At 38.0% G+C, this 25,118-nt stretch carries 29 protein-coding genes; 11 read left to right on the plus strand and 18 right to left on the minus strand.

The window, feature by feature from the left end; genetic code table 11:
• Positions 1-15 precede the first annotated feature (15 nt).
• The 5 genes from licT to BR30_RS0131035 all read right to left on the minus strand — a co-directional run bounded on the left by licT (position 16) and on the right by BR30_RS0131035 (position 3,732).
• Positions 16-849, minus strand: coding sequence for a BglG family transcription antiterminator LicT (gene licT, locus BR30_RS0131015; RefSeq protein ID WP_026568436.1), 834 nt, complete (start codon positions 847-849; stop codon positions 16-18).
• A 165-nt stretch (positions 850-1,014) separates the two neighbouring features.
• On the minus strand, positions 1,015-2,199 hold the full coding sequence (locus tag BR30_RS0131020) for a tetratricopeptide repeat protein (protein WP_026568437.1): 1,185 nt from the start codon (positions 2,197-2,199) through the stop codon (positions 1,015-1,017).
• A gap of 95 nt (positions 2,200-2,294) precedes the next feature.
• Positions 2,295-2,741: a nucleotide exchange factor GrpE gene (gene grpE / locus BR30_RS0131025; RefSeq protein WP_026568438.1), complete on the minus strand. Its 447-nt coding sequence runs from the start codon at positions 2,739-2,741 to the stop codon at positions 2,295-2,297.
• 170 nt (positions 2,742-2,911) lie between these two features.
• Positions 2,912-3,337 carry a hypothetical protein gene (locus tag BR30_RS0131030; RefSeq protein WP_155928990.1) on the minus strand — a complete coding sequence of 142 codons (426 nt, stop codon included), beginning with the start codon at positions 3,335-3,337 and terminating at the stop codon, positions 2,912-2,914.
• Between the two features lie 167 nt (positions 3,338-3,504).
• Positions 3,505-3,732: a hypothetical protein gene (locus tag BR30_RS0131035; RefSeq protein ID WP_026568440.1), complete on the minus strand. Its 228-nt coding sequence runs from the start codon at positions 3,730-3,732 to the stop codon at positions 3,505-3,507.
• A gap of 172 nt (positions 3,733-3,904) precedes the next feature.
• On the opposite strand from BR30_RS0131035, the gene BR30_RS0131040 reads away from it, so the two are divergent.
• Together BR30_RS0131040 and BR30_RS0131045 are read left to right on the plus strand one after the other, a co-directional pair.
• On the plus strand, positions 3,905-4,429 hold the full coding sequence (locus BR30_RS0131040) for a DinB family protein (RefSeq protein ID WP_026568441.1): 525 nt from the start codon (positions 3,905-3,907) through the stop codon (positions 4,427-4,429).
• 201 nt (positions 4,430-4,630) lie between these two features.
• On the plus strand, positions 4,631-5,056 hold the full coding sequence (locus BR30_RS0131045) for a VOC family protein (protein WP_026568442.1): 426 nt from the start codon (positions 4,631-4,633) through the stop codon (positions 5,054-5,056).
• A gap of 146 nt (positions 5,057-5,202) precedes the next feature.
• On the opposite strand, the gene BR30_RS34980 is transcribed toward BR30_RS0131045, so the two are convergent.
• The 4 genes from BR30_RS34980 to BR30_RS0131065 all read right to left on the minus strand — a co-directional run bounded on the left by BR30_RS34980 (position 5,203) and on the right by BR30_RS0131065 (position 8,342).
• The gene (locus BR30_RS34980; protein WP_051633865.1) at positions 5,203-5,721 is read right to left on the minus strand and encodes a DUF6933 domain-containing protein; all 519 of its coding nucleotides are present in this window, start codon (positions 5,719-5,721) and stop codon (positions 5,203-5,205) included.
• An 83-nt stretch (positions 5,722-5,804) separates the two neighbouring features.
• On the minus strand, positions 5,805-6,410 hold the full coding sequence (locus tag BR30_RS0131055) for an exonuclease domain-containing protein (protein ID WP_026568443.1): 606 nt from the start codon (positions 6,408-6,410) through the stop codon (positions 5,805-5,807).
• Positions 6,411-7,049: 639 nt separating this feature from the next.
• On the minus strand, positions 7,050-7,622 hold the full coding sequence (locus tag BR30_RS0131060) for a TetR/AcrR family transcriptional regulator (RefSeq protein ID WP_026568444.1): 573 nt from the start codon (positions 7,620-7,622) through the stop codon (positions 7,050-7,052).
• 12 nt (positions 7,623-7,634) lie between these two features.
• Complete coding sequence (locus BR30_RS0131065) at positions 7,635-8,342, minus strand: MBL fold metallo-hydrolase (RefSeq protein WP_026568445.1); 708 nt, start codon at positions 8,340-8,342, stop codon at positions 7,635-7,637.
• Between the two features lie 191 nt (positions 8,343-8,533).
• Here BR30_RS0131065 and BR30_RS0131075 point away from each other — a divergent pair, with 191 nt between their 5' ends.
• The 4 genes from BR30_RS0131075 to BR30_RS0131090 all read left to right on the plus strand — a co-directional run bounded on the left by BR30_RS0131075 (position 8,534) and on the right by BR30_RS0131090 (position 10,468).
• Positions 8,534-8,860: an ArsR/SmtB family transcription factor gene (locus BR30_RS0131075; protein ID WP_035446444.1), complete on the plus strand. Its 327-nt coding sequence runs from the start codon at positions 8,534-8,536 to the stop codon at positions 8,858-8,860.
• Positions 8,844-9,299 carry an SRPBCC family protein gene (locus BR30_RS0131080; protein ID WP_026568447.1) on the plus strand — a complete coding sequence of 152 codons (456 nt, stop codon included), beginning with the start codon at positions 8,844-8,846 and terminating at the stop codon, positions 9,297-9,299. The genes BR30_RS0131075 and BR30_RS0131080 overlap by 17 nt, the downstream gene beginning before the upstream one ends.
• A 35-nt stretch (positions 9,300-9,334) precedes the next feature.
• The gene (locus BR30_RS0131085) at positions 9,335-9,724 is read left to right on the plus strand and encodes an SRPBCC family protein (RefSeq protein WP_026568448.1); all 390 of its coding nucleotides are present in this window, start codon (positions 9,335-9,337) and stop codon (positions 9,722-9,724) included.
• Positions 9,725-9,958: 234 nt separating this feature from the next.
• Entirely contained in the window at positions 9,959-10,468 is a 510-nt protein-coding gene (locus BR30_RS0131090; protein ID WP_026568449.1) for a DoxX family protein, read from the plus strand.
• A 69-nt stretch (positions 10,469-10,537) separates the two neighbouring features.
• On the opposite strand, the gene BR30_RS0131095 is transcribed toward BR30_RS0131090, so the two are convergent.
• The 3 genes from BR30_RS0131095 to BR30_RS0131105 form a co-directional block, all read right to left on the minus strand.
• The gene (locus BR30_RS0131095; RefSeq protein ID WP_026568450.1) at positions 10,538-10,759 is read right to left on the minus strand and encodes a hypothetical protein; all 222 of its coding nucleotides are present in this window, start codon (positions 10,757-10,759) and stop codon (positions 10,538-10,540) included.
• A gap of 178 nt (positions 10,760-10,937) precedes the next feature.
• Complete coding sequence (locus BR30_RS0131100) at positions 10,938-11,426, minus strand: GNAT family N-acetyltransferase (RefSeq protein WP_026568451.1); 489 nt, start codon at positions 11,424-11,426, stop codon at positions 10,938-10,940.
• A gap of 581 nt (positions 11,427-12,007) precedes the next feature.
• Positions 12,008-13,639, minus strand: a complete 1,632-nt coding sequence (locus BR30_RS0131105) for a M4 family metallopeptidase (protein ID WP_026568452.1) — start codon at positions 13,637-13,639, stop codon at positions 12,008-12,010.
• A gap of 410 nt (positions 13,640-14,049) precedes the next feature.
• On the opposite strand from BR30_RS0131105, the gene BR30_RS0131110 reads away from it, so the two are divergent.
• Positions 14,050-15,567 carry an ATP-binding protein gene (locus BR30_RS0131110; RefSeq protein ID WP_026568453.1) on the plus strand — a complete coding sequence of 506 codons (1,518 nt, stop codon included), beginning with the start codon at positions 14,050-14,052 and terminating at the stop codon, positions 15,565-15,567.
• A gap of 34 nt (positions 15,568-15,601) precedes the next feature.
• Here BR30_RS0131110 and BR30_RS0131115 read toward each other — a convergent pair whose 3' ends face one another.
• Positions 15,602-16,846, minus strand: a complete 1,245-nt coding sequence (locus BR30_RS0131115; RefSeq protein ID WP_026568454.1) for an MFS transporter — start codon at positions 16,844-16,846, stop codon at positions 15,602-15,604.
• A 285-nt stretch (positions 16,847-17,131) separates the two neighbouring features.
• Positions 17,132-17,809: an AlkZ-related protein gene (locus tag BR30_RS0131120; RefSeq protein ID WP_026568455.1), complete on the minus strand. Its 678-nt coding sequence runs from the start codon at positions 17,807-17,809 to the stop codon at positions 17,132-17,134.
• 132 nt (positions 17,810-17,941) lie between these two features.
• Here BR30_RS0131120 and BR30_RS0131125 point away from each other — a divergent pair, with 132 nt between their 5' ends.
• Positions 17,942-18,718: an alpha/beta hydrolase gene (locus tag BR30_RS0131125; protein ID WP_026568456.1), complete on the plus strand. Its 777-nt coding sequence runs from the start codon at positions 17,942-17,944 to the stop codon at positions 18,716-18,718.
• Positions 18,719-18,769: 51 nt separating this feature from the next.
• Here BR30_RS0131125 and BR30_RS0131130 read toward each other — a convergent pair whose 3' ends face one another.
• Positions 18,770-19,762 (minus strand): alpha/beta fold hydrolase, encoded by a 993-nt coding sequence (locus BR30_RS0131130; protein ID WP_026568457.1) that lies wholly within the window; start codon positions 19,760-19,762, stop codon positions 18,770-18,772.
• Between the two features lie 196 nt (positions 19,763-19,958).
• Complete coding sequence (locus tag BR30_RS0131135) at positions 19,959-20,414, minus strand: DUF2269 family protein (protein WP_081825655.1); 456 nt, start codon at positions 20,412-20,414, stop codon at positions 19,959-19,961.
• 153 nt (positions 20,415-20,567) lie between these two features.
• Here BR30_RS0131135 and BR30_RS0131140 point away from each other — a divergent pair, with 153 nt between their 5' ends.
• Positions 20,568-20,798 (plus strand): hypothetical protein, encoded by a 231-nt coding sequence (locus tag BR30_RS0131140; RefSeq protein WP_231507875.1) that lies wholly within the window; start codon positions 20,568-20,570, stop codon positions 20,796-20,798.
• A 95-nt stretch (positions 20,799-20,893) separates the two neighbouring features.
• On the opposite strand, the gene BR30_RS0131145 is transcribed toward BR30_RS0131140, so the two are convergent.
• Both BR30_RS0131145 and BR30_RS38620 read right to left on the minus strand, forming a co-directional pair.
• A complete protein-coding gene (locus BR30_RS0131145) occupies positions 20,894-22,312 on the minus strand; it encodes a tetratricopeptide repeat protein (RefSeq protein ID WP_026568460.1) in 1,419 nt (472 codons plus the stop codon).
• A 116-nt stretch (positions 22,313-22,428) separates the two neighbouring features.
• Positions 22,429-23,538 (minus strand): GNAT family N-acetyltransferase, encoded by a 1,110-nt coding sequence (locus BR30_RS38620; protein ID WP_081825656.1) that lies wholly within the window; start codon positions 23,536-23,538, stop codon positions 22,429-22,431.
• Between the two features lie 98 nt (positions 23,539-23,636).
• Between BR30_RS38620 and BR30_RS0131160 the strand changes: the two genes are divergently transcribed.
• Together BR30_RS0131160 and BR30_RS0131165 are read left to right on the plus strand one after the other, a co-directional pair.
• Positions 23,637-23,978 carry a DUF3889 domain-containing protein gene (locus tag BR30_RS0131160; protein ID WP_026568461.1) on the plus strand — a complete coding sequence of 114 codons (342 nt, stop codon included), beginning with the start codon at positions 23,637-23,639 and terminating at the stop codon, positions 23,976-23,978.
• Between the two features lie 201 nt (positions 23,979-24,179).
• Positions 24,180-25,028, plus strand: coding sequence for a hypothetical protein (locus tag BR30_RS0131165; RefSeq protein ID WP_026568462.1), 849 nt, complete (start codon positions 24,180-24,182; stop codon positions 25,026-25,028).
• Positions 25,029-25,118 lie beyond the last annotated feature (90 nt).

Raw genomic sequence — 25,118 nt, forward strand, 5'->3', positions numbered from 1 at the left:
AAAGGAAATCTCTGGCTAGTTCCGATTAACAACTCGTTCAATATGAATAGTAAGATAGGACATTTCTTCCTTTGTTATTTTATAATTATGGGTCTTCTCAATAAATTCCGCTATTTTTTCGGTACATATAAAGGCATCTGGATACTTTATTTTCACCATATCATAAAGATAATCGTCAGGACTTTCCAAGTTTTTTTCACTAAAAAGGCGTTGCGCAAAAAACTTTAGATGGGTAAGGAATCGGAAATAATTCAACGATTCTTCATCAATTTCGATTTTGAAATGGTATTTCACAATGTTTAAGATATCTTGAATTAATTTTGTCATATTGACGACATTGGGCATTTCTTCGTTAAGCTCCGCATTGACAATATGCATGGCGATAAAACCAGCTTCATCTTCAGGAAGAGTAATCCCAAGCATCTCTTCGATCTTTTTAATCGCTTTCAAACCAATCGCAAATTCGTCACTATAAATTCTTTTGATCTCCCATAATAAAGCATTAGAGATAAGTAAACCCTTTTTATTTCTCTCAATGGCAAAAGTAATATGATCGGTCAATGATACATAGATACTGTCATTTAGATTCTTCCCTAGTTTCTCCTTAGCATAGGAAATAATTCTTTCTGAAACATCCATGTATTCTAAAGGAACATCGTATAACAACGTTTTAAACTTTTCTGAAACATCTTTATTGTCCAATTTGAAGGTCTTCTCGATCTTACTTTCATCCACAACATCGCCGGGCCTCATTTGAAACGCAATTCCCCGGCCCATTACCACTAATTCTTTATTCTGCGCATCCAAAACACTGATAACATTATTATTAATCACCTTCGCGATTTTCATATAAATCACCTTTTGTGGAAGTTTTTATAAAAAAAAAAACCTAAAACTAATAAAGTGTATTATTAGTTTTAGGTTTTGCCTGATTTAACAGTAACAATCCTATTAATTAAATGTTACTTCAAATATTATCATTTTTTGAAAGGGCATGCAATATTTTTCGGTTCCTTAAGATTTATCTTCCGCTTTGATTTGATTCATCAGTAACATCGCTTCTACTGAGGTCCACTCTTGTCTATAATCGGTCAAAATTTTTTCCAACAACGGCAAAGCATCTTTGGTATTTCCATCCTCAATCAATATTTTTGCTTTACCAAGCAGCAGCTCATCAAAATATGGTGAATAAACATAGTGATGGCTGGTTTGAGAAAAAAAGTGATCGTATAGGAAGTGAATGTTCTCCTTTTCATTCAATCTTTGCTTTGATTCTATTAGAAAGAACATGGCATCATCTGAAAAATATTCTTTTGGCTCTAGTGATAGACTCTTTTCCATTTGTGCCGCTGCCGCCCTGTAATCCTTTTTTCTAAATGCTGTTAAGCCTTCTCTATAAGTGCTAAAACCGGCTTTCGTAGAAGATTCTAGCCTGCTATTGGTGTCGATAGTATCTGGTTGTTTAACCTGGCCTTCGCTCTGTCCCTTTGAACGAACTGTCTCCTTCTTAAAAATCTCTGTTTTTGGTGTACTTCCTTGTTGCTGAATCACAGGCTTCGCTTCATTTTGTTGACTGAAAACCCGGAAACCTACCCCTCCCATCAATAAAGAAGCAACCAAACCTGAACCTATGATAATACGCTTGGACCAGTTATTTTTGAACGATATTTCCTCCACACCATTAGGTTCTTGTGGCTGATGATTTTCTAACAATAGTTTCAATTCGCGAATAACGGAACTGTTTTTCACATAAAGCGGCAAATAATTTATTTCTTGAGGCACACTTTTATCTTCTCCAGTAACAATCAGGGTCAATAAATAGCCATGGTAAAAGTCCACCGGTAAAGGAAGTTCCGCTTGAAAAGTTAGCAAATTATGAAAAATATTTTTCGCCAGGTGGTACTCTGCAGCCTCAATCATATGCAAGGCCTGATTGTAGTTGGAATATAGCTCATCATAAAGAGGAATTTTTTCCTCTATCATTTGCTTACTGCTTAAGTGCTTGGCAGTTTGTACGTTTTTCCATTGTGTCAGGGCAAGATAAGGAAACCCAGAAAGAACATGAAGTAACCCAAGTGCCCAGTTAACTTCGGGACATAAAGGATAGTCCTTTATCATCTTTTCAAGAATAAGAGCAGCCTCTTCATATCGCTCCGCTTGTAAGTATTGAATAGCTAGGTTATATGATTGTATCTCCATTTAATCGCCTCTACACCAAATAAATAAACTTGTCTTTTTTGACCATTCTAGAAATGAACACAATTGAAGTCATTTTAACGCTCCCCTTTAAATTATTAATAAATGGTAATGACTTTTGCATCACGGATTAATTTCCCTGTGTCTTTATGACGGAAACCGCGTTCGTGAACCCCAAATACTTGAAACTTTTGGAATTCAGCCTGAAAACTTTCCGGAATCGTGCCAATACTAGTCATGGTGCCGCTATTCATAAATTCACCTAATGACTTAATTTCCTCAATTCCATTGGAATCTAGGATTTTGAGGTAGTCATTAATGATTACTTCCATTTGCTCCCCCCATTCTTTAAGGTTCATTTTTAGAGCTGATTGATAGATTAAATCCATAGCATCAACGGCTTGAATGGTCAAATGGATTAATTTATTCACTTCCTGTTGATGGTCTATATTGTTCTTTTCCGACTCAAAATCCAATTTCGTGATAGGCTTTAATTCTTGAAGCTTTTTTCTAATCGCTTGAATGTAGGTACTCTCATTGGTCACCGTTCGCATCCCTCCGAGTTAATGGTCATGTTCAATGGCCGCTTTATTTTTTAGTGGTCTTTTGTGATATATATGATGGACATCCACTAACTTTTCTCGAAAATTAACGAAAAAAAGAAACACCACATGAAAACAGCATTTTACGGACTGTTTTACACATATGGTATTTCCTATGAAAATAATTTTTGAAATAGTGATTTAGGTTTTTTACGCAATTTATCCGCAGAGCTCTGAAGCGCGTACATAATCACTGATTTACTCATAAATAAAAGAACCATTTGGTAAGGTCTTAGTCTAACAAGCGAGGCAATTCCTAGCCTTTTTAAAATAAACATCCCTGGATAAGCAAAAAGAGTATCAAAAATTAAATTTAAAAAAAGGTATCGAGTAAAATTACCAAAAGTCCATTTTAAAATCCATAAAGAACCGACAAAAAATGGACCCAGCATGAATGGCAATTCGCCTATTACTTTAGTATTAATCCTTTCATAAATCCGCCACCACACTCTTTTTTTGGCGAGAATACTTTCAACAGCTACCCAGATGAGCATAAATATAGCCCCTGGAAATAAACGCTTGATTGTTCGTTTCCCCATGAACGGCATCGACAACCAAGGCAGGATCATGATCACGAGTAAAATCATTTTATTTTTTCTCATCTATGTGCCATTCCTTTTTCTTTTTAGAATGCACAAAATTGGAAAAAACTATTTATGATTTTATAAAAATATTTTTTTCTTTAAATTGGAATTTCATATAAATGCTATTTTTTTGTATAAAAAGCAAGTACGAACAAAAGAAGCGGCAGCAGTCCAGCTAGTCTAAACCACCCCTCCGCACCGCCAACATATAGAGAAATCGTTGGTAATGCAAGGGCAATTCCACTCCATAAAAACCCTTTCCAAGATTTCTTCCAAAGCCCCCAAACAAAAAGCAGCACGGATGCTCCAATTAATAGCCAATAGATGATTCCTACCAAGAAAAGATTCATCATTTCTCCCCCTTATTACGATATTTCTTATCTATTTATCATATGAATCTACTAACGAACTGTCCGTACACATATTTAGATTTAACTCACTATTTACGATTTATGGTAAAATTAATAATGATAATTTCCGAAAATTCAATTTCGTTATAAGAATTAGGAGGGAGAAATTGAAATGTTACAACGCCCACTAGTAAGTGAGTACCCAGAATATTATGAACCGTATGTAAATCTAGTTCCTGATGGCGATCTATTATTATTTTTGAAAGAGCATTTGGTAAAAACAATCGAGCTTTTTGAGTCACTATCGGAGGAGGCTGGCCACTTTCGTTATGCTGAAAATAAATGGAGCATCAAAGAAGTACTTTGCCACATGGCAGATACGGAAAGAATAATGAGTTATCGGCTTCTTCGCGTTGGACGTGGAGACCAGACTGCATTAGCTGGTTTTAATGAGAATGATTATGTTCAGGGCTCGCAAATTCATAAATTACCCATAAAAAATATTCTCGAAGACTTTATTGCCACTAGAAAAGCTACCCTAACTTTGATACAAAATATGCCGGAAGAGGCCTGGGCAAACATTGGCTTTGCCAATAACACAGAAGTTACTGCCCGTGCCATCGCCTACATTATCGCAGGCCATGCCCTCCATCATTTTAATATTATAAGTGATAGGTACCTGCCATTATTGAAATAAACTAATATCGATCCCGTGGGAAAATTTATCCTACGGGTTAACTTTTGCTCAAATAACAGTTGCGAACATTCGTTCCTAGTTTTATAATAGAAATATCGGTAATAATAAGAAGTGGGACGCTTAAATCAAAATGTCCACAACGGCTTATATCCGATCAAGAATCTCGAAAAAATACTTTATTTAACTGAGGAGAGGTTAATTATGACATTACGTTTGATTCCCTATTTTGTGATGGATGGAAATGCGAAGGAAGCCATTCAATTTTATGAAAACGCTTTAGATGCACAAGTTCTCTTTACACAATCTTTCGGAGAAATGCCAGAGAATCCTGATTTTCCACTACCGGCTGAAGCAAAAGATCGAGTAAGTCATGCGACGATTAAAGTGGGCGAAACAGAACTAATGTTTTCCGATACTTTCCCTGGCCAACCACATCAAAGCGGAAATCAAGTGACCATCTGTATTTCAACAAACGACGCAGACCAAGCCCATAAATTCTTTGAAGCCCTGCAACAAGGCGGTCAAGTAACCATGCCACTTCAAGAAACATTTTTCAGCCCAGCATACGGCAGTGTAATTGATAAATTCGGTATAACCTTCCAGATTTTTACTGAGGGCAGAAAATAAATTATTTACATATATGATGCATGCACAAAATCCCGGTCCATCTGCGACCGGGCTTTTGTTATTTATGAAGGTAGATTAAGCTGCCATGATACCCTTCTAGAAATAACAAAGCTTTTCTTCGATTTTCTATTTTTCAACAACGTAACTTAAATAGGTTGCGAATAGACCGCTGTGATTTCCTCTTTTATCATTTTATTAGGGTAAGCATATTCGGTTGGTGAATAAATGAAACCATTATTTATTTTATTTATTTCTACAGGGTCTGCTGCAAGAATGTCCTTTCCCGTTGGATATTGAAATTGAATGAATTTGACTATTTCAACGATGACACCAACAACACTCCGGTTATGTGTTTTTGTAAAAACAATCTCATTTCCTTGCTCCAAAAATTTTTCAATTAAAACAGGCTCGATCCCTTCAGCTAAGAGATTCTCGGCTAAATGCTGGGAAAACACTGCCCCAATATTGGCTAGATCCTTCTTTTTGACGCCCGGAATCACTACACTATAAAGCGTAAAATCATTAATTAGAATTAAACATTGATAGCGTCCTATTTTAAATAGATTTAAATGCCATTCATTTAGGCTTTTAGAAACCTTCACATCTTCAGTTACTGTAATCTGTAATTCTTTTAAAACCTTTTGTGTTGCACCAATAATAAACATTAGACACCCATCTTCCCTTAAGAACATTTCTTACCATTATTGACAATATAACAAAAAAACTAATCAAGCGCTTGATTAGTTTTTTAACCCATTTTTGATCGTGAAACGGCTGGCTGGTATTTTCTCATCGGGGACTTTTCTAGCACTTCTTGAAGATAATAGTTTCCATTTGGACTTGTTTTCTTTAGTAACTCCAACAAGTATGTAATATCATCTAGTGCTCTATGTGTTTGGTAGTCTGTAATGTTGTGTGCTTGTAATAGGGTCAGTAATTTTCCATTTGGAAAGCCGTAATTTTTCCAAGGGATATTTCTCATCGTACAATACCATTTCAGATCGTTGACTTCAGGATACATATGATAAAGAAAGCTTCGGTCGAAGGAAGCATTATGAGCAAACACTGAATCGGCACGATGGAAGTAGGTTTTTATTTTTACATCATAAAAGCTTTTCCCTTGAACCAGCTCATATGGGATTCCATGAACTCGATAGGCTGAGTCATAATTATTCCTTGCTGTACGAGAGAGCGGCTCACGTAAAAAGGAATCTTCTTCGATAATATCGATTACCTCGCCAGTGTCAGCTCGATAAGAAAATAACTTTAAGGCAAGTTCAATTACTTCATCTTTAGTTGGTCCTAAACCGGTTGTCTCAACATCTAATACCAATCCTAATTTTTCTGATCTCATCTACATGATCATCCCTTAATACTAAACTTTATCCCATTATACCAAAGCAAGACATAAGACTCTATCTCCAAAATGTACCTTCATGTGAATACTCAAGGGAAGAAGTCTTCCAGGGTGCCCATGAAAAGTTTTTCTCAAAGGCTACAGGCACTGTCAACCTTTCAGAGTTCCCATGGCAGATATTTTTCTATAGCTACGGGCACTGTGAACCTTCCAGAGTGCCCATGACAGGTTTTTCTCTACAGCTACGGGCACTGTGAACCTTCTAGAGTGCCCGTGACAGATATTTTTCTACAGCTACGGGCATTGTGAACCTTTCAGAGTGCACATAACAGATATTTCTCTACAGCTACGGGCACTGTCAACCTTTCAGAGTGCCCATCGCAGATATTTTTCTACACCTACGGGCACTGTGAACCTCTCAGAGTGCCCATCGCAGATATTTTTCTACACCTACGGGCACTGTGAACCTTTCAGAGTGCCCATAACAGATATTTCTCTACAGCTACGGGCACTATGAACCTTTCAGAGTGCCCATGACAGATATTTCTCTACAGCTACGGGCACTGTGAACCTTCCAAGGTGCCCATGACAGGTTTTTCTCTACAGCTACGGGCACTGTGAACCTTCACATCCACATTAATTCCCCTCCACCATCCCCGCAAGAAATGCCTTGATAATAATCATTAGACTTTCATTCAAATCCAAAGACATCTTGAAACCGCCTTTTTGCTCTAAGGCTGAAAATCCATGCAAAATACTGCGCAAGCCCCTGACGGCATGCAGGGCACGTTCCCCTTCTAAATGATACGCCTGCAAAATGCGGACTGAAAGGTCAACGATCTTTGCTCCTGCTTGCTGCACATCCATATCTTCCGGATTCGGTGCAAGTAAGGTTGCCTCGTAAATTCCTGGGTGCCTTCTTGCAAAATCTATATAAGCCTGACTTACTGCCAGGACAGCTTCGGTGCCTGACACCCCAATTTCTGCATCTGCCATCGCTTCATAAAGCATATTGAGTCCATAGATCGCCAATCTCTTTCGTAATCCTGGTAGACCGTCGAAATGGTTATATAAAGAAGGCGAGCGGATTCCTAGTTTTTTCGCTAGGTTTGCTAAGGTAACTTCTTGGATACCCTGTTGGTCGGCAAGTTCTGCTGCCGCTTCAATAATAAATGATAATTCGAGACCGATTTTTGGTCTTGGTGACATAGTCATGACTCCCTATCCAATTTTTTGTTCAAGATGTTTGATTGCCTGTTCCATTTTTTTCACAGGATTCATCACCATCTCCCCATGGCCGACCGCAAGTAACTCTGGTTGGTACCCCACTAACTTCCGTGCACTAGTCATAGCTGTTTCTTTACTCCAAGTACCAAAGGCTGGGAATGGAAACCACGGGACTATGTCCCCTGCCACCGCCATTCCACCTCGTGTCTGCATGGCATCCCCAGCAATCAACGCCTTTGTACGCAAATCTAAAAATGACATCGAGCCCGGTGTATGACCTGGTGTTTCGATTGCGGTTAACGAACCAATCATGTCGCCTTCCTTCAATAATATATTGGCTCTCGTTTTTAATTTTTTCGGGACTCCGCCTTTAATCGGTGTTTGTGCCTCATGAGGATCAAGCGACCGATCACCATTCATTAGTCTGTTGTCGCGAATCGAAATATACACCAGCACTTCTGGCATCAAGTCTTTTAAGGAATCCAGAGCTCCGACATGGTCTTCATGAGCATGTGTCAGCACTATTTTTGTAATGGGCTTTCCAATCGATTCCGCGGCCTTCATAATTCCCTTCGTGCAAAAACCTAGTGCTGCATCAATTAACGTTAACCCATCCTCTTCCTCCACCAAATAGCAGTTGACCGGAAAAACACTTGCCATGAATGTGACTTGATATAAATAACCATTTTTAATCATCCTCATCTGGCATATCCCCTTTAACTAATGTCGTTAGTTTTATATTAACTAATGCTATTAGTTTTATCAAGACCCTTTTTGGAAAAAATTTCATTTCCTTCTTTTAGACATATATTCATCTCCTGTGCCAAAAAATACTAACATGGATACCACTTATTTAAGTTGACACTTAATTAAGTGTGCGCTAAAATAACAACATGATTGAAAAAGTCCTTCATGCTTTGGCAGAGCCTAGACGTCGAGATATTTTATATCTTGTTCGCGATGGAGAGCTAACCTCCAGCGCAATTGCCTCACATTTTGACATCTCAGCTCCAGCAATCTCTCAGCATCTCAAAGTTCTCGAACAATCTGGCCTTGTTGTGGTTCGGAGAGACGGAACAAAACGGTACTACGGTATTAGAAGGGACGGATTTTCAGAATTAAAGCAATATATTGACCGTTTTTGGGATGATAGTTTACTTCGTTTGAAAGAAGCTGCAGAAGAGGAAGAAAGGAGAATCAATAATGAATCAGACCAATAATGACGTAATCACCAAAGAAATTTTCATTGAAGCGCGTCCAGAAACATTATTTTCATTCTTTACGGATGCCGACAAAATGGTTCGCTGGATGGGGAGACAGATCCTTCTCGAGCCTAAAATAGGCGGAAAATATCGAATTGATGTGAATGGCAGCGATATTGCCATGGGCGAATATGTTGAAATTGTACCTTATGAAAAAATTGTTATGTCTTGGGGCTGGGAAAAATCCAAGCTCGTGCCGCCTGGCTCAAGTAAAGTTGAATTCAAACTGACTCCGAAAGAAAATGGTACGAACCTAGTATTAACTCATTATGACTTGCCGGTGGAAGAAATCCCTTCTCATCAACAAGGCTGGTCCCATTACATGCCACGCATCAAAGATTTTGCCGAAGGCCGCGATCCAGGCGTAGACCCTTGGTCCGTTGTAGCTATGCATTAATTTTTATAAATACATTATTTTGAGGAGAGAAATAAATGTCTAAAACAATTCATCAGGAAGTAGTTTTCAATGCAAGCCCAGGACGGATTTACGAAGCACTCACAGATTCAAAGCAATTTAGTGAAATTACTGGTGGGGCTCCGGTTGAAATTAGCCCTGATGCTGGTGGGGCTTTCTCCTGCTTTGGCGGTATGATTCTTGGAAGAAACATTGAACTAGTTCCAGGAGTACGTATCGTTCAAGCTTGGCGAGTAGCAAACTGGCCTGAAGGGGTTTACTCTATCGCGAAGTTTGAGCTTAAAGAACAAGACTCTAAAACCCTCTTGGTTTTCGATCACATCGGTTTTCCTGAAGCGGAAGAAGTACATCTTGCGGCTGGATGGGGAGAAAATTATTGGAAACCTTTAGAAAAATATTTAGGATAAGCGTTATCCTATCTACGAAAAATGCTTGGAGCTTCTCCAAGCATTTTTTATATATTAATAATGATTTTCTCAGATTTTTCCCTCATGAAAAAATGATTGTTTGTTCAAAATTTGTTCAAACCTTTTTTACAAATATGTGAAATAGTGAACAATTTACCCTGATTTCGAAATAAGTTTGTTATAGTAACAATATAGAAAACAAATAAAAAAATTATTAAACAAGGAGTGTTTCACATGGTAGTAAATTGGTTAAGAGAAAACAAAGTTGCCGCAGGAATTTTAGCAGTCCTTCGCCTATATATCGGTTATTCTTGGTTAACAGCTGGATACCACAAATTAGCAGGTGGTTTCGATGCTTCTGGATTCTTAAAAGGAGCAATTGCAAATCCCGTTAAAGGACCTGACGGCAGCGTCGTTTATGGCTGGTATGTTGATTTCTTACAACATTTCGCATTACCAAACGTTGATATTTTTAACACAATCGTTCCACTTGGCGAATTTTTAGTTGGACTTGGACTTATTCTTGGATGCTTAACAACAGCTGCAATGTTCTTTGGTCTTGTGATGAACTTCTCTTTCTTCTTAGCAGGAACTGTATCTCATATTCCAACTGACCTTTTCATCGGAGCAATTATCTTATTCGCTGGTTATAATGCCGGCCGCATCGGTCTTGACCGTTGGGTAATTCCATTCATTCGTAAAACTGCATTTAAAGGGAATAAAACCGTAAAACACAACGTTTAAACCAAACAAAAAGCTACACAATCTTGGACATCGTTCTAGATTGTGTAGCTTTTTTTTCATATGAAATTCTTAAAAGCTATTATCCTCTTCCAAGCTTTCCTTGTTCAAGTACCAATTAGTTACCTGTGTAAGGATAGCAAAGACGAAAAAGAAGTTCATAGCCCAGACATTAATAAATGGGGCTATGCCACCAAACTCAATGGTTTCAAGGCCTTTTAGCTTCATGACAATCATCGATTCGATAAAAATAAGCACAAAACCCACTACACCAGCAATAGCTGCCCTCATCATATGTCTTCCCCCTGAGAATTTAATATTTATGTAAGTTAATGAAAATTTGATTTTGACAATTTTGTGAACATCTCTCTTTTATTATATTGTATCAAACGGAAAAGCAACACCCTTAAAAATAAAAAAAGGCGAGGTTCCAGCCAAATCATGCTGTGAATTGGGGGAAGCAGCAATACAATTAAAGTGATAAGACCATATTCCAAGATGTCCCTTCCACGCCTACCTTTTTAAAGCCAAATTTATCATATAAATGAAGCGCCGGATTGTTGGGATCCACACTTAAAGAAACACTGCAAAAGCCAGCCTCTTTTGCGATTTTTAGCAATTCCCCTAGGAGTGCTTTACCTATTCCCCTTCCCCTGTAATCAGGGTGGAGAGCCATTCCTAATAATGGCGTATTTTCGTCAATATAACCATATGTTTTATTTGTATCATTGAATAGCCTGAACCAGGCAGCGCCTATCGACTTATGTTCCGGAGTTGTTGCAATTAAGGAGAGATCCCCTTTTCTTCCCCAGTCTTTCAGTGATTGGGCGATATTTGGCTCATTTAATATATCCCTTGACGGACGTGGCTGTCCTTCGGAAATAAAAATTGCCTGATACAGCATCTCCCATAAAAAATCCTCGTCTTCTTTTACTCCATTTCTGATCAGATACCCACTCATTTCCATCCCTCTTTTCTCACATTTAAGAATATGTTTTAGTTCTAATTTTATGTATTCCGATAACGCAGATAAACAGAGCATTTTTTTTAAATACCTGATATTTTATAAAAGCGGCGTCCTGAGTGACGAATCAACTAAGCTATTGAAGAAGTATTCCCCTTTTATGGCAGAAGTTGTTTTAAATGGTCGCAAGCCATCTTAGTTACATTGAGACATTTATAATCTTCACAACTTCCACACAAGTTCCACCTAAATTCTACACAAGTTTTTCATATGATTAACTCAAGTTAATACGGAAATGGTTCAAAGAGCTCATTTCTTAAAACTTCCCATTATTTTGATTGGTGCTAACACCAATCTATTTTTTTTGCCCTAAACTGATTTCTTCACAACTTCCACACAAGTTCTCCCTAAGTTCTACACATGTTTCAACTATTATAAAGATAACTTAATTAGGAAATGGTTCGAAGAGCTCATTTCTTAAACTTCCCATTTTGGATTGGTGCCTGACACCAATCTATTTTTTTTGCCTATAAAAAGGTCAGCCATCTGATTTTATGATGGCTGACCTTTTTAATTTCTTAGTTTACTCCTACTTGTGTCCAAGCAGATTTAACGGCATTGTATTGTGTGCTGCCTGATCCATAAAGGTCAGCTGCTGCAGCAAGGAGTGCAGCACGGGCACCACTAAAATTACTTGTTGGAGTCAGATAAACTGTTAGTGCACGATAGTAGATTTTTTCAGCAACGGCTGTCCCTAAACTAGAAATCGTTAAATAAGCTGCTTTGTTTGGAATACCGCTGTTTGTGTGAACTCCACCATTATCAGAGGTTGTATTTACATAGCCGCTCATAGTCGATGGCTGTCCATAAAGTTCAGGGTTTGATAGACTACGAAGAGCATCGCCAGCTTTATTAGGTGTATACACATCTTCGCCCATTAAATAATCACCTTTGTCAAGGAACACTCCAAATGTATCAGAAATCGACTCATTTAAAGCACCTGATTGGTATTGATATTGAAGCCCTGCCGTTCTTTCAGTAACTGCATGTGTTAATTCATGGGCAACAACATCTAGCCCACCTGACAAGGAACGGAAGGTTGTTCCGTCACCATCTCCATAAACCATTTGCGATCCATTCCAAAACGCATTGTTATAATTTCTGCCATAGTGGACCGTCGAGCGAAGCGTCGCACCATTATTATCAAAGCTATTTCTATTAAACGTATTTTTATAATAATCATAGACGACCCCAGCATAGTAGTGTGCATCTACATCGGCTCGCTGGCCTGTAGCGTTGAAATTATTATCAGCATCCACTGAATAATTACCAGGTAAACGTGATTGATTTGATGCCGTTCTTGTTTCGATGACACCTGTCATTGGCTTGGTAGTATCATATAAATAGTAAGTTCCGCTTGAGTAGTAGGTGTTTATTGTTTTTGTATCCCCGAGGACACCAACGCCTGTGCCATCTGCCACAGCATTATAGGACTTTAAGATATTCCCGTTGACGGCATCCACATAGACTACCCAGTTGGCAGGGTATGGCTGAATAAATTGTAGATTTGTTTTGTAAGCCAGATTAAATTGATCGCCATTCTTATAAACCACTAATTCTGTCTTTTCAACCGTATCTTCTACCTTTTTACCCGTAGGACCAGCCTCGGCATTGGTTAGGGTTTCCGCTTTTGTTACTTTAATAGATTTCCAAGACTTCTCAAGGGCTGCATCCTTCGATAGCTGCGCTTTCAGTGCCCCTTGGAAATAGGAGGATGCTTCTGGAAACACATCTCCATTTACTGCCGTAACGATTCCATTTTTATCCGTGTGGACCTTAAACTTTGCTCCATCAACTGGAATCCCCTGAACCGATTGAACAAAATTATAGTGCTTGCTGCCAAGTTCGTCCGTCTGGACATCTAGTAATGTTAAATCTTTAGCTGTATCTAATTGATAAAGCTCTTTATTTTCCTTTAAAAATTGCTTAATGGCATCTTTATCTTTATAAGCTTTGGTAGATAACTTTCCATGAACAAAGGATGGTACCTTTTGTCCTTGTTTCCAATGAACCTTTGCATCCTGACCAAACTGCGCTGCATCTTTCTGAACCGTAACATTATACGGAACAGTTTTTGCCGCAGCCGTAATCGGCAGTACAGACCCCACTGTTAATCCCAATGCTAATACAAGTGATGTTCTCTTTTTCATTTCCAACCGCCTCCTAATTTCTCTTTGTATACAATTTTCAAAATAATCATAACACGATAAGTCTATTAGGATAATTGGGAAAAAGTGTGGGACATGGTGTCAGGCACCCGTGAAGGCACTAGCGAAAAATAACCCATTCTATTAAAAATCCCAACGCTAGGTTCGCAAAGGCGTTGGGAAAATTTTATTATTTATTTTTTCGGTGGACTAAACTTTATTTTATTTTTTGTAACTTTTTATAAAGTGCTTTTATGAATATACACAAAACTTTTTTCCAATAATTTTATATAGAATTTGTTACAAAATAATAAGGAAGTAAAATTACCAATAATAAACAACAAAATGTATATTCCATTGCTTAAAAAAATAGTAGAATATTGCTATACAACATTATGAGGAGTAGATTCCACTTGGTTTTCATTCGCGTTCTAACGTCCATCCTGAAGAATAAATTTCTACTTTATCTTCTTCTCACTTTGATCCCCGCAATGGCTGTTAGTTCGGTTTTAGCACAACACCAAGTAAAAATTTTGGAAGCACAAAATAAAAATAAAGCCGCCCGATATGCCACCTTCCATACGATGAACATTGAAAATTTATTTAACGAAACGGTTGGCAGACTAGAGATGCTAGCAACTTCACTTAAGTTTCAGAACACCAACCTAACTAATTTGGAAGCTGTACTCCGGGAAACTACAGGGAAAGATCCTCGTCTATCTGGTTTCTTTTGGACAAATAGCCATGGTGACTTATTAATTAGTACGAATACAAATTCTACAAATGTGAATGTAAGCGATCAACCTTATTTTCAGCGTGCCATACAGACAGAGAAAACAAGTTTTTCGGACGTACATATTGGCCGAGTTACTGGCAGGCAAATCATCACAATTGCTACTCCTATTGCAGAGCATGGAAAAGTTCAGGGTGTGCTTGTTGCCAGTTTACGTACAGATAAAATTGAAGCAACCATTAAAAAACTGGTTAATGATGAAATGGTCATTATCACCGATAATTCAAACAAGGTTTTATTTAAAGCAGGTTCCCTTCCTGAAAAGAACTCGGTAAAATCCAGTATGAAAATAGCCAATGTACCTTGGAAAATTTCAGTCTTTGTCCAATCGGAAAATGGACTAGCTTTTTGGAAACCGTTTGTTAAATATTTAATAATTTTTCTAACCATTTCCAATATCGTCTTTTTATGGGCCCAATATTTACTTTTAAAAAAGAAAGTGGAAAGGGAAAATGCTCAAACGGAACATCATAAACTAGAATTAATCGGGAAGCTTGCTGCAAGTACAGCTCATGAAATACGGAATCCATTAACCGGTATAAAAGGATTAATAAAACTTTTAAGCGAGGAATATCAGGATCAGAAGGCCCAATCCTATTTCGAAGTGATTCAAATGGAAATCGATCGGATCAATGTCATTGTTAGTGAATTGCTCGTACTAGGGAAACCCACTGCTCATACGCTTAAAACTGATAATGTCAATACCATTCTGACTGAAGTCGAGCCACTCATTCATTCCGAAGCTAATTTTATGAATGTGGAGTTAATGATTAATTACTCTAAGGAAAATCTGCCCGTTTCTTGTGTTAAAGATCAGTTAAAGCAAGTCATTCTTAATTTAACAAAAAACTCTTTGCAAGCCATGCCTTTTGGAGGAAAACTTTCTATCACTCTTGAGAAACAGGCAGAACAATGTTTAATTACCGTCACGGATAACGGAGTGGGAATGGATCAAGATCAAATCAACCAAGCATTTAACCCATTCTTCACACTCAAGAAGGATGGATCTGGATTAGGATTAACCGTCTGCAAACGGATTATCGACTCCTATGGAGGGAAGATCTTTATCAACAGCATTCAAAATGAAGGAACACAAGTCATCATTACACTCCCATTAGCATTCGACACATACGCGTAAAAAGCTGCCCTCAAAACAGGGCAGCTTTACTAAATTATACTTCCTTACTCTTGTTCAAAAGATTAACGGAATTCTTGAAGAGTGGAATGAGGATAATTACCCCCACGATAAAAAGCAGGGCCGATAATTCGTACATGGTTACCAAAGAAGTCGTTTTCTTCAGCCAACCGCTCGCTGTCATGGTAATAACCATTGTCCCCATAAACATAGGGTTTAATATGCCATTGACTCGACCGATAAAAGCCTCTTCTGTGTTTTTCAATATCATTGTATTAATTCCAATGTGAATACAAGGCATAAACAAACCGCTAATGAATTGCGCAGTCAATGTCAGCCACAATTGTTCTGATAGCCCCATCACAAAAAATCCTAGTGCCGAGGCGCTCATTCCAATAGCAAGCAAGATTTGAGGAGGAGTCTTTTTGGCTAACCCCATCGTGAGGCCCCCACCTAAAATCATCCCCGCTCCAAAAGCTGCCATCAACCATTGCAGGTCCTCTTTTGGTAATCCAAGTCTTTCTGTAATAAGGAAAACAGAAAGTGGCTGCGTTAGTCCTAGCCCTAAACCTGCTGCCGCAAAACATCCGCCAAGCAAGGTTAGCGCACGGCTGTTCCAAACATAACGGAATCCTGCCTTCATTTCGTCCATAAGTGTCGTTTTCACAGGGCCTTCCTCAATTTCCCGGTCAGGAGGAAGCATAAATAGAATCGCCGCTGAAAGCATGAAAGCAATCCCCATAATCGCAATCGCTGCATTTATCCCGTAATGCTGATACACAAAAGTTCCAATAATCGGACCTAAAATCATAAATAGAGCAAACACCGTTTGGTACATCGACATACCCATTTGAATTAGTTCTTCCTTTACATGAAGCTTGAAAAGTTTCATTCCAGAAGGCTGTGAAAACTGTGAAAGGATTGATGACACGAGTGTTGCGAAGAAAATAACCTTCCAGCCCCCAAATACCAGTGTTAACAAAACAATAAAAATAGACACCGCACTGAGGAAATCACACCAAATCATCGTCCGTCTCGGCCGCCACCTATCTGCAAAAGTGCCTCCAATAAAGGAAAAAAGAAAGATTGGTGCGAATTCTGCAACTGAAATCAGTGAGACTGCAACGGGATCTTCATTTGTCTGTTCAATTACAAATAATAAAATGGAGTAGTTTCGTACCCAAATACCGATTTGTAAGAATAACGTTGAGAGCAAAATGGTACGTATGACTCGATTTCTAAATAAGTCCCCCATGGTAATGCTTGATTTTGTTTCTTCCATAAAAAAACCTCCTCATCCAATTATCTGGACAGGAGGTACTTATGCAGCAAAAGGGCACAGTACACCAAGTACCTTTTACTCCCCTTTGTCTATAAAAGCCCGCACTAACCCTATCCAGAAATATGTTCGTTTGATTATCCGAATTTTTTTCTATTAATAGGTTTAGTGAATCATTGGCCTTATGGTCACCCTTTCAATTATCGTATTCTCCATAGTACTCGATTCAACTCGAAGAATCAATAGCGAAGTTTGTCATATGGTGTAAACCAATGATTTCACCTTAACCTAAAACTTAAATATCTTACCTAAAACTTTCAAAGACTCGGGACTACCTATCTTTATAAAATGATTCTTAAGTGCATCTTTCGCTTCGCCCATTTCCATATCCTTTAGATCCACTTGATTATTTTTTGACCAATAGTCAAGTGTTTCAAAAGAGGTACTGCTCCAGCCATTCTTCTCACCGGATACGTTTGTTTTTTCCTTGGTCCCAGCGACGACAATATCCATTGATCCTTGTAACTCCAACAGTGCGTGATCAAACGGCTTTTTCTTTTCTTTGTCCTTCATTCCTGCTTTAGCCCTTAACACTCTCGTATCGATGCCTTCTTCCTCGCTTATCAGAGTAAATATTTCGAAGGCTTCTCTTGATACAAGACCATCATGATAACGTTCCGCAACTGACTCCCTGGACCCTAAGACTGCATGAACTAATGGGAGGAGTTGCCGTGAGATTAACACTGATTTTTTCTTAATAAACTTTCCATAGGCTGCCACACCATCAACAGGGAACTGCGCCCTCCATAACCAAGGGTCCAAATCGGAGCCCGAATACCAATGTTCTTTTGATGTAATACTATCAAGCGAAGGATAGTTAGGAATAAGTGGCGAAAGTGGTAATAAACCTACTTCCTTAATGACCTCAAGTGCATCCTCATATGTACTAATTTGATAATCTACCAAGCCAACCAATCTCCTTTAATACCTAATCTCTCTTTATTTACTTCCCTATTAGTTTAGGTAAATCCTTTACTATCTAAACACTGTTTATGGTAAATTTAAGGAAAAGATTTTTTAGAATGTAGGTGGACAATCGTGTTAGAAAAATTCCCTGTTTATATGACTTCTTTCAAGCAAGAACGAGTGATTCGTGTATACCTGCCTAATAGTTACAGAGTGAAAAATAAGAGATTTCCAGTCTTGTATATGCATGACGGGCAAAATGTATTTGAAGATGAAGGGGCCATTAAAGGAGTATCTTTAGGAATGAAAGATTACTTGGATAAGAGTGGGCTTGAGATGATTGTCGTTGCGATTGATCGAAATCCCGAGGGAGAAGAACGAGTCAATGAATACTGTCCATGGGGTCATGGAGAGGTAAGCAAACAAATCTTAGGCTACGCCAGTCCATCTGGCGGACGCGGTGAAGAATATATAGATTTTATTGTGAACGAGCTGAAACCGTTAATTGATGAGAAGTACCGTACCATTGAAAATCATACCTCGATGGCTGGAATATCATTAGGTGGATTAATCTCCACATATGCGGCCTGCCGTTATCCGCATATTTTCAAAAGAATCGCTGCTTTGTCACCTGGATTTTATCGAAATCAAGAGGAAATCGAAAACCTTTTAAAAACCTCCGATTTATCTAAAATCGAGAAGTTTTATATGGATTTTGGCACAAAAGAAGTGGGTGCGGATGAAGAAATGAATCAGGTTTTTCTTGATCTTACTAATCGTGTCTATGAGGTATTGACCGGAAAAATAACCAACCTACACTTTCAGCTTGTCGAGGACGCGGAACATGCTTATATATTCTTTAGAAAAAGAATTCCGGCCGTCCTATCCTATTTATTTTCAGATGTATGATTGTACTCGAAGAAAGGTATGGTAGATTGTCCGCCATACCTTTCTTGTTCGTTACACTTTAATCGTGTTCCATTCATTTACTGTCTCTTTCACTAATTTGATAAATGCTTCCTTTTCCTCTATGAATACGGTATGGGCAGACTGTTCAAACCACATCCACTTTTTCGAGGGGGCCTGAAGTTGGTTGTAGAATACCTCGGCAATTTCACTTGGTGCGGTGAAATCATGCCGGCCGCAACAGAATACAATCGGAACCTGGATGTGATTGTTGGCTTGAAACAAATCTAGATTAGCTAACTCATCCTTAAAAACATTCATGGAATACATTTGCCCTCTAACCCATCTTATCAAGTCCAGCAGTCGATATTCAGGACCTTTGAGGATGGATTGGAGCATGGTTCCGACAAAATTCCCGGTGTGAACAATCCCCCCGCCAAATTCTTGTAACCATTTATTGTGGATTCGATCGGCGTTCAAGTTTTTCCATGGGGGTGCCCCTAACTTTTCAAGCTGTGCAAAGGCCTTTTCATTTCCGCTTTCCTTTGCCTTTTGAAGGGTATATTCATAAGAGATTCTCTCGTTTTCCTTCAGATTAACGACCTGTGAAACTGCAAAATACCCATGGAATCGTTCTGGCTTGCGCGTGATGGCTAAATAGGAAAGTATCGTCCCCCAGGAATGACCGAGCAAATAGACCTTTTCTTGGTTGAAGCGGGAACACAATGTGTCCACTACTTCCAATAAATCCTCCACCATATGAGTAATGGTCATGGAGTCTTTTGGTATATTCTTAGAAAAAGAGAGACCTGACCCACGCTGGTCATAGTTGACAATAAGGAAGTCTTTTTCTAGGTCAGAACAGTATTGGCGGATAAAACCAATTTGTGCTCCTCCTGGCCCTCCATGGATCCAAAGAATAATAGGTTTGCGGTGATCGTGACCACGAAGAAGCACCCATTGATCTACACCGCCAATGTTCATCGATTCCAGTGAAGAAATACTGTTTGGTTCATTGGGAATAGCCGGCGTTTTATTTGTAAACATTTCATCATCGCCCATCCATAAGTAATCATTACTCGAGAAATATACGCATCTTTCTGCCTAGAGATAACAGGAAAAATCACCCAATATCTATTCTCCAATGATTACAATAATTCCTGCCATGCTTTAAGATAAAATAGAAAAAAGGTGTCAGGCACCATGTGAAAACTTCACATGGTGCCTGACACCCAATACTCAATTAGAACGGTTTTAAGATCATCAAGCTGATGATGATTAAAAAGATGATATTTTCTAGGTTTTCAAATTGAAAGAGTATTTTTGATAATCGCCAATATTCCGCTGGGATTTCTTCGCCTTTATGAGATTCTAAAAGTGCCTTTACGGGTTTTGACCTTGGTGATAGGACAAGCGGACCAATGGCAAGGGCTGCCAAAAAGAGAATCAGACTTGTTACATACCACCCCATCTTGAATAAGCTTGGGTTAAGGAACCCCATACTTAACCCTGTAATTAATAAAAGCGTGCCGCCAATCATGACAAAAATATGCAGTCTATGTCTAATCTTATAGGAATGTCTTAATTCGGTCATGTTTTTTCCCGATTTGACCACGGTAGTTAATATGAATCCTGGACCCATCCCTAGGATGGCTGAAAAAATATGTATAAAAACAAGGATTTTATAGAAAGTAATCAATTGCTGCCAACCTCCATTCACTCCATTCTCATTTTATCATATTCTTAATTAATATTTTAAAGTGAAATATAGTAGTTTTTGTGGCTGCTTTTGAATAAACAAATTTTTAAAGTTAACCCTATCTACATAAAGAATATACAAAGGAGCTTTTCTGTGAAACAACCTTATGAAATTTTTAATATGATTGTTGATGAAGATGCATATGATCAAGAAGAAGTGACCACTGATTTTACCTACCAGGAGCAAGATTATAGTATTACTTTTAAAAGAGGAGACCTCGAAGTAGTGAATGCCTGGGTCTTTAAGAACGGTGCGTCATTGCCGGCTAATTTACCCGAAGATATCATTGAATTAATTAGAGCCAATGTGAAGAACAGAATTTAGTTTATTGATGAATAAGTATAACAAACACGGAAGGCCATCAGATATCTCGTCTGATGACCTTTTCTTGTGTACCTATTTTTGCTGAAGATAGGACTTCAGCCAGTTTCTTGATTACTTTTTAATTGAGCGAGCACCTTTTGATAGGCGACCGCTTCTTGTACCATACCTTTAGATTGATACATTTTACTGATTTTCCGTACAGGATCAGGATTTTGCGGATCTAGTTCCATTTCCCAAAAGAAACAATCTATTGCTTGGTCAAATTGGTTAAACTCCGCATAATAATCACCCAATTCCATCATCCGATCGGGATTCTCTAATAATCCAACCATTTCACTTATCTTTTTAATCACTTCTAGGTCCGGGATTATCATTTGTATAGGGATGAGTTGTTCATAAACTGTTTTAAGGTCATGCTCTTTAAGGAGGAGTTCAGCACATTGAAACACCTTTTTTTCAAAGCGCCTAGTTTTTTCTGAATGTGGCAAGTGCTGCAACAATTTAATAAATTCATCAAAATGTTCTATGACAAATGTCGGGTCAGAATGGTCCCAAATTATTAGGAGATTGGCATTGTAGGAGGCTGGCAGGTCATCGATAAATCTTAATAAGCATAGGGCAGCTTTCTCATAATTACCTGCTTGGAGCATTTTTTTGATGACAGATTTTGAATCAGGCAGCACTTGAAACGGGTTGATATTCAGTAGAGCCAAAATCAGCATCCATTCTTCCATCGTCACAAAGCGTAACGCGCTGCTCGTATACTTTTCGATTGATTTAGTCTCTTTAAGTTTCTCTGTATTATCTAACCATAGCAATAACTCAACTAAACCGTCTTGATTCCTCACTATTTCTTCTAAACATTTTCGTTCTTCCGGATTGGTTCGATTTTTGAAGCAATGTAATTCTACATATAGAGGGTCCTTGGATAGGATTGCAGGTAAACTTGAGGAATGGTAAAAATGGTGGTATGAATTAAATTCTTGGGCGGCCAAACGTTCTTGTGCTGATTTTAAGGTCGGTGCGAAATCAGCTAACATCTGAAGGATTTGAAAGGATTTTAGAAATTTACCGTTTCTTCTAAAGTGGAAGAAGACCTTGTCAATAGTCTTGATCAGTTGTTCTTTTTCAAAAAAAGAGTCAAGTGTGGTTAGAATATAGACCATTTCCTGTGGTGAGTAATGGAGTTGAAGTTGAGAAAAAAGGTTGCTTTTATTGGGAATAGTTACGGTTTCTTCGGGGATTAATGCACGTAAGATTGGATGCGGAAATTCAATAATAATACCTTCATGATTTGCTTTATAGATAAATGTTCCCTTCTCGACTTGGTCGAGCTTTCCACCAAAAATAAGGGAATTTTTATAAAAAATAAGATAATATCTTTCTTGATCTACCGTACTAAGTTCGATTACCTTACTCCGTGCAAATACGGCAGTCCTTATTACATTTCCTTTTACCATATGTTTTTTATTTTTTATCGAAATTTCGGTTGGCATCATTTGATTGTTATCCATTCTACCTCTGCCCCCTATCATAATATCCAGATATTAAAACAATTTACCTTCATGACATTATTATATCATAAACCCAAAAAGAGGTCCTCCGACCGGGACCTCTCCTTATTAAGCACCTAATCATTCGAATTAATCAACGCCAATACTTGATGGTCTTCCCATTTTCCGTTTATCTTCACATTTTTCAAAGCTAATCCTTCTTTTTGAAAACCGGATTTCTCCAATACACGAATGGAACCAATATTGTGCGGCATGACGCCGGCCTCTATCCTGTGTAATTTCAATTCCTTAAATGCATATCCCACCAGCAATTTAACCGCCTCTGTCGTATAGCCTTTCCCATTATGCTTTTCATCTAAAAAATAACCGATGAACGCACTTTGAAGTGAGCCTCTTAGTACGTGAAATAAATTAATGATCCCAATTAATCTGCCTTCATTTGTAAAAATTCCAAACATATAACTCAAATCATTGCTGCACTCTTCTTGATACGTCTGGATTCGCTTAAGCTGCGTCTCAATTGTATAGAAATCCTCACTGCGTTCCATCGAAAATTTTTCAAAAAAACGACGATTGTCTGTTTGTAATTGGAGGAGTTGCACTACATCTTCTTCAGAAAATGGTCGAATGTAGACATGTTTACCTTTGAAAATTAATTCTTCCTTCTTTAATTTCAAATGTAACACCATATGTAGGTCACTATAAGAGACATCATTAACTTTTAGAGCGTTTTCCTCCATTCCATACACTTGAAAACCTAATTTACTATAAAGTTGTTTCGCTTTTTCATTGCTGGCCATCACAGATAGATTTATTTTTTCAATCGCATGAATCGATTGGGCTTTATTAATGGCCTCCGTCATTAATGCTTTTCCCACACCTAAACCTTGTTTCTTAGGCGTAACATACATGGCAAAAATATTGGCACGGTGCCGGATTTTCTCCGCAGTCTCATGTAATAACGTGACCACTCCAACCAGTTTATTGTTATCAAATGCTCCGAAAGTATAATTCCCTTCTGCGCTGAAATTGCGGGCCACTTGTTGAATCGGGTTTTCTCTTTTTATCGCATCTTCATAGCTTGTTAAGAAAGCTTCCGGATTCTGCTTAAGGGCTTCCAATCTGAGTGCCCAATAGCGTTCTGCATCAGATGCATCTAGTAATTTAATCTCCAAAATAATTCCCCTCTCCTCCAAAATGCCTTTTTTAAAAAAATGATAAATCATTTATTGTTGAAATTTAACAAATACAATGCTTAATAAAATTCTACATAAGTTATTACACAAACTGAAATGATAAGAACAAAAACAAAGAAGGTAATATCATGAAAAAAATTCTAATTAGTTTATTAGTTACCACGTTTGTCTTCTCAGGAAGTGTAAATTCACTGACAGCTATAAATAGAGCAACCGCCCAACAAAAACCGATTCCTCCCTATGCAAAGTGGGGTACTTTAGCATTGCAGAAAACCCATGAAAAATATCCGCATGCCGAAATAATTGATTATCTTCACATTGGGAGAACAAGCGGACCGCAAACCTCTACGGAAAAATTCAAGCTCTGGTTAAGAGAGAACAATAAGGAGTTCGGGGTTTTTATTAATATAGAATTTAACAAGCAGACAGAAAAGGTCGTAAAAATCACTTTTGCAGAGACTTCGAGATAGACTTTATTGCGTAAAATCAGCATCGCTTCTAATCCTATGACTTCGGATAGGTTTTCCTCTTTTTTTTCGCCTCAATGGACTATACTTCCTTAAACCACTAAGAATATTTTCACCTTAGTGGTTTATACTTGCTGGAAAAAATTGCATAATTTTTATTCTTAAGAACAAACTAATTCAATCGAGTTAATCGGAGTGAATGATATGCATAATTCATATTGGTATTATGCTTTACTTTTTTTTAGCATCAGTTTATTTAGTTTTGTTCTCATCAAAAAAAGAAATACTCAATCTCTATTCCTATTATTAACCAAGATAGGCGGCGCTTTTCTAATTGAGACTGTCATCTATAATTTTTTAGCCAGCTATGACTATAATCCCAATTTTATCAAGAGTAATGAATTCTATGACAATAATTTGGGCGCCTTTGTGTCCAATGCTTTCGCTTTACCAATTATAGCCACCTTAATAGCTGTTTTTCATTTAAACTGGGTGTGGATGCTGTTATTTTCAGGGTTATTTGTTGGCATCGAATGGTTATTTTTAAAGCTTCATATTTACTCCCATAATTGGTGGAGGTTAGCCTATACGGGTATAGGACTCCCCTTCTATTTTGCTACTGCAAAAGTTTATAATAATTGGATTTTACATCCTTCCAAAGGGTACAAACAATTTTGGATCCTTTATTTAATAACAGGCTCACTCTCTGCTAGTGCACATATTTTGCCAATCATTTTTTTCTCGAATCGAATTTACTCCCCTGGCTGGTTTGAAAATTCTGGCCGTGACTCGATTGCCTTGGGTGCCATTTTCTACCTATGTGACAGTCTGTATTATTGTCTAATGACGAAACTTAACTTGAAAAGGAATTGGATTAAATATATTTTCACTGGTTTCCTTATGTATGTAGTAAATCTAATGCTAATTAATGCTGGAATTCTTCGTAGTCTAGTATGGTGGGACATCCCCTACTATGTCGTTCTATCAATTCTTCTCCTCCTGCTAACTAAAATTATTGATATAAGATTATCTCAATTGCCAAACTTACGGTAGCCATAGATACTCTTTGGCTACCGTCTCTCATTCTATTCGTTAAGTCCAAATACCCTGCTCCGAATATCTGGATTCTCCATTATATCCGCC

It is taken from the genome of Bacillus sp. UNC41MFS5, from assembly GCF_000686805.1.

What these genes read in the sequence shown, in the direction of transcription:
- licT (WP_026568436.1), bottom strand. Translation starts at nt 849, where the DNA reads ATGAAAATCGCGAAGGTGATTAATAATAATGTTATCAGTGTTTTGGAT.
- BR30_RS0131020 (WP_026568437.1), bottom strand. Translation starts at nt 2,199, where the DNA reads ATGGAGATACAATCATATAACCTAGCTATTCAATACTTACAAGCGGAG.
- BR30_RS0131030 (WP_155928990.1), bottom strand. Translation starts at nt 3,337, where the DNA reads ATGGGGAAACGAACAATCAAGCGTTTATTTCCAGGGGCTATATTTATG.
- BR30_RS0131035 (WP_026568440.1), bottom strand. Translation starts at nt 3,732, where the DNA reads ATGAATCTTTTCTTGGTAGGAATCATCTATTGGCTATTAATTGGAGCA.
- BR30_RS0131040 (WP_026568441.1), top strand. Translation starts at nt 3,905, where the DNA reads ATGTTACAACGCCCACTAGTAAGTGAGTACCCAGAATATTATGAACCG.
- BR30_RS0131045 (WP_026568442.1), top strand. Translation starts at nt 4,631, where the DNA reads ATGACATTACGTTTGATTCCCTATTTTGTGATGGATGGAAATGCGAAG.
- BR30_RS34980 (WP_051633865.1), bottom strand. Translation starts at nt 5,721, where the DNA reads ATGTTTATTATTGGTGCAACACAAAAGGTTTTAAAAGAATTACAGATT.
- BR30_RS0131055 (WP_026568443.1), bottom strand. Translation starts at nt 6,410, where the DNA reads ATGAGATCAGAAAAATTAGGATTGGTATTAGATGTTGAGACAACCGGT.
- BR30_RS0131060 (WP_026568444.1), bottom strand. Translation starts at nt 7,622, where the DNA reads ATGTCACCAAGACCAAAAATCGGTCTCGAATTATCATTTATTATTGAA.
- BR30_RS0131065 (WP_026568445.1), bottom strand. Translation starts at nt 8,342, where the DNA reads ATGAGGATGATTAAAAATGGTTATTTATATCAAGTCACATTCATGGCA.
- BR30_RS0131075 (WP_035446444.1), top strand. Translation starts at nt 8,534, where the DNA reads ATGATTGAAAAAGTCCTTCATGCTTTGGCAGAGCCTAGACGTCGAGAT.
- BR30_RS0131080 (WP_026568447.1), top strand. Translation starts at nt 8,844, where the DNA reads ATGAATCAGACCAATAATGACGTAATCACCAAAGAAATTTTCATTGAA.
- BR30_RS0131085 (WP_026568448.1), top strand. Translation starts at nt 9,335, where the DNA reads ATGTCTAAAACAATTCATCAGGAAGTAGTTTTCAATGCAAGCCCAGGA.
- BR30_RS0131090 (WP_026568449.1), top strand. Translation starts at nt 9,959, where the DNA reads ATGGTAGTAAATTGGTTAAGAGAAAACAAAGTTGCCGCAGGAATTTTA.
- BR30_RS0131095 (WP_026568450.1), bottom strand. Translation starts at nt 10,759, where the DNA reads ATGATGAGGGCAGCTATTGCTGGTGTAGTGGGTTTTGTGCTTATTTTT.
- BR30_RS0131100 (WP_026568451.1), bottom strand. Translation starts at nt 11,426, where the DNA reads ATGAGTGGGTATCTGATCAGAAATGGAGTAAAAGAAGACGAGGATTTT.
- BR30_RS0131105 (WP_026568452.1), bottom strand. Translation starts at nt 13,639, where the DNA reads ATGAAAAAGAGAACATCACTTGTATTAGCATTGGGATTAACAGTGGGG.
- BR30_RS0131115 (WP_026568454.1), bottom strand. Translation starts at nt 16,846, where the DNA reads ATGGAAGAAACAAAATCAAGCATTACCATGGGGGACTTATTTAGAAAT.
- BR30_RS0131130 (WP_026568457.1), bottom strand. Translation starts at nt 19,762, where the DNA reads ATGTTTACAAATAAAACGCCGGCTATTCCCAATGAACCAAACAGTATT.
- BR30_RS0131145 (WP_026568460.1), bottom strand. Translation starts at nt 22,312, where the DNA reads ATGGATAACAATCAAATGATGCCAACCGAAATTTCGATAAAAAATAAA.
- BR30_RS38620 (WP_081825656.1), bottom strand. Translation starts at nt 23,538, where the DNA reads ATGATTTATCATTTTTTTAAAAAAGGCATTTTGGAGGAGAGGGGAATT.
- BR30_RS0131160 (WP_026568461.1), top strand. Translation starts at nt 23,637, where the DNA reads ATGAAAAAAATTCTAATTAGTTTATTAGTTACCACGTTTGTCTTCTCA.
- BR30_RS0131165 (WP_026568462.1), top strand. Translation starts at nt 24,180, where the DNA reads ATGCATAATTCATATTGGTATTATGCTTTACTTTTTTTTAGCATCAGT.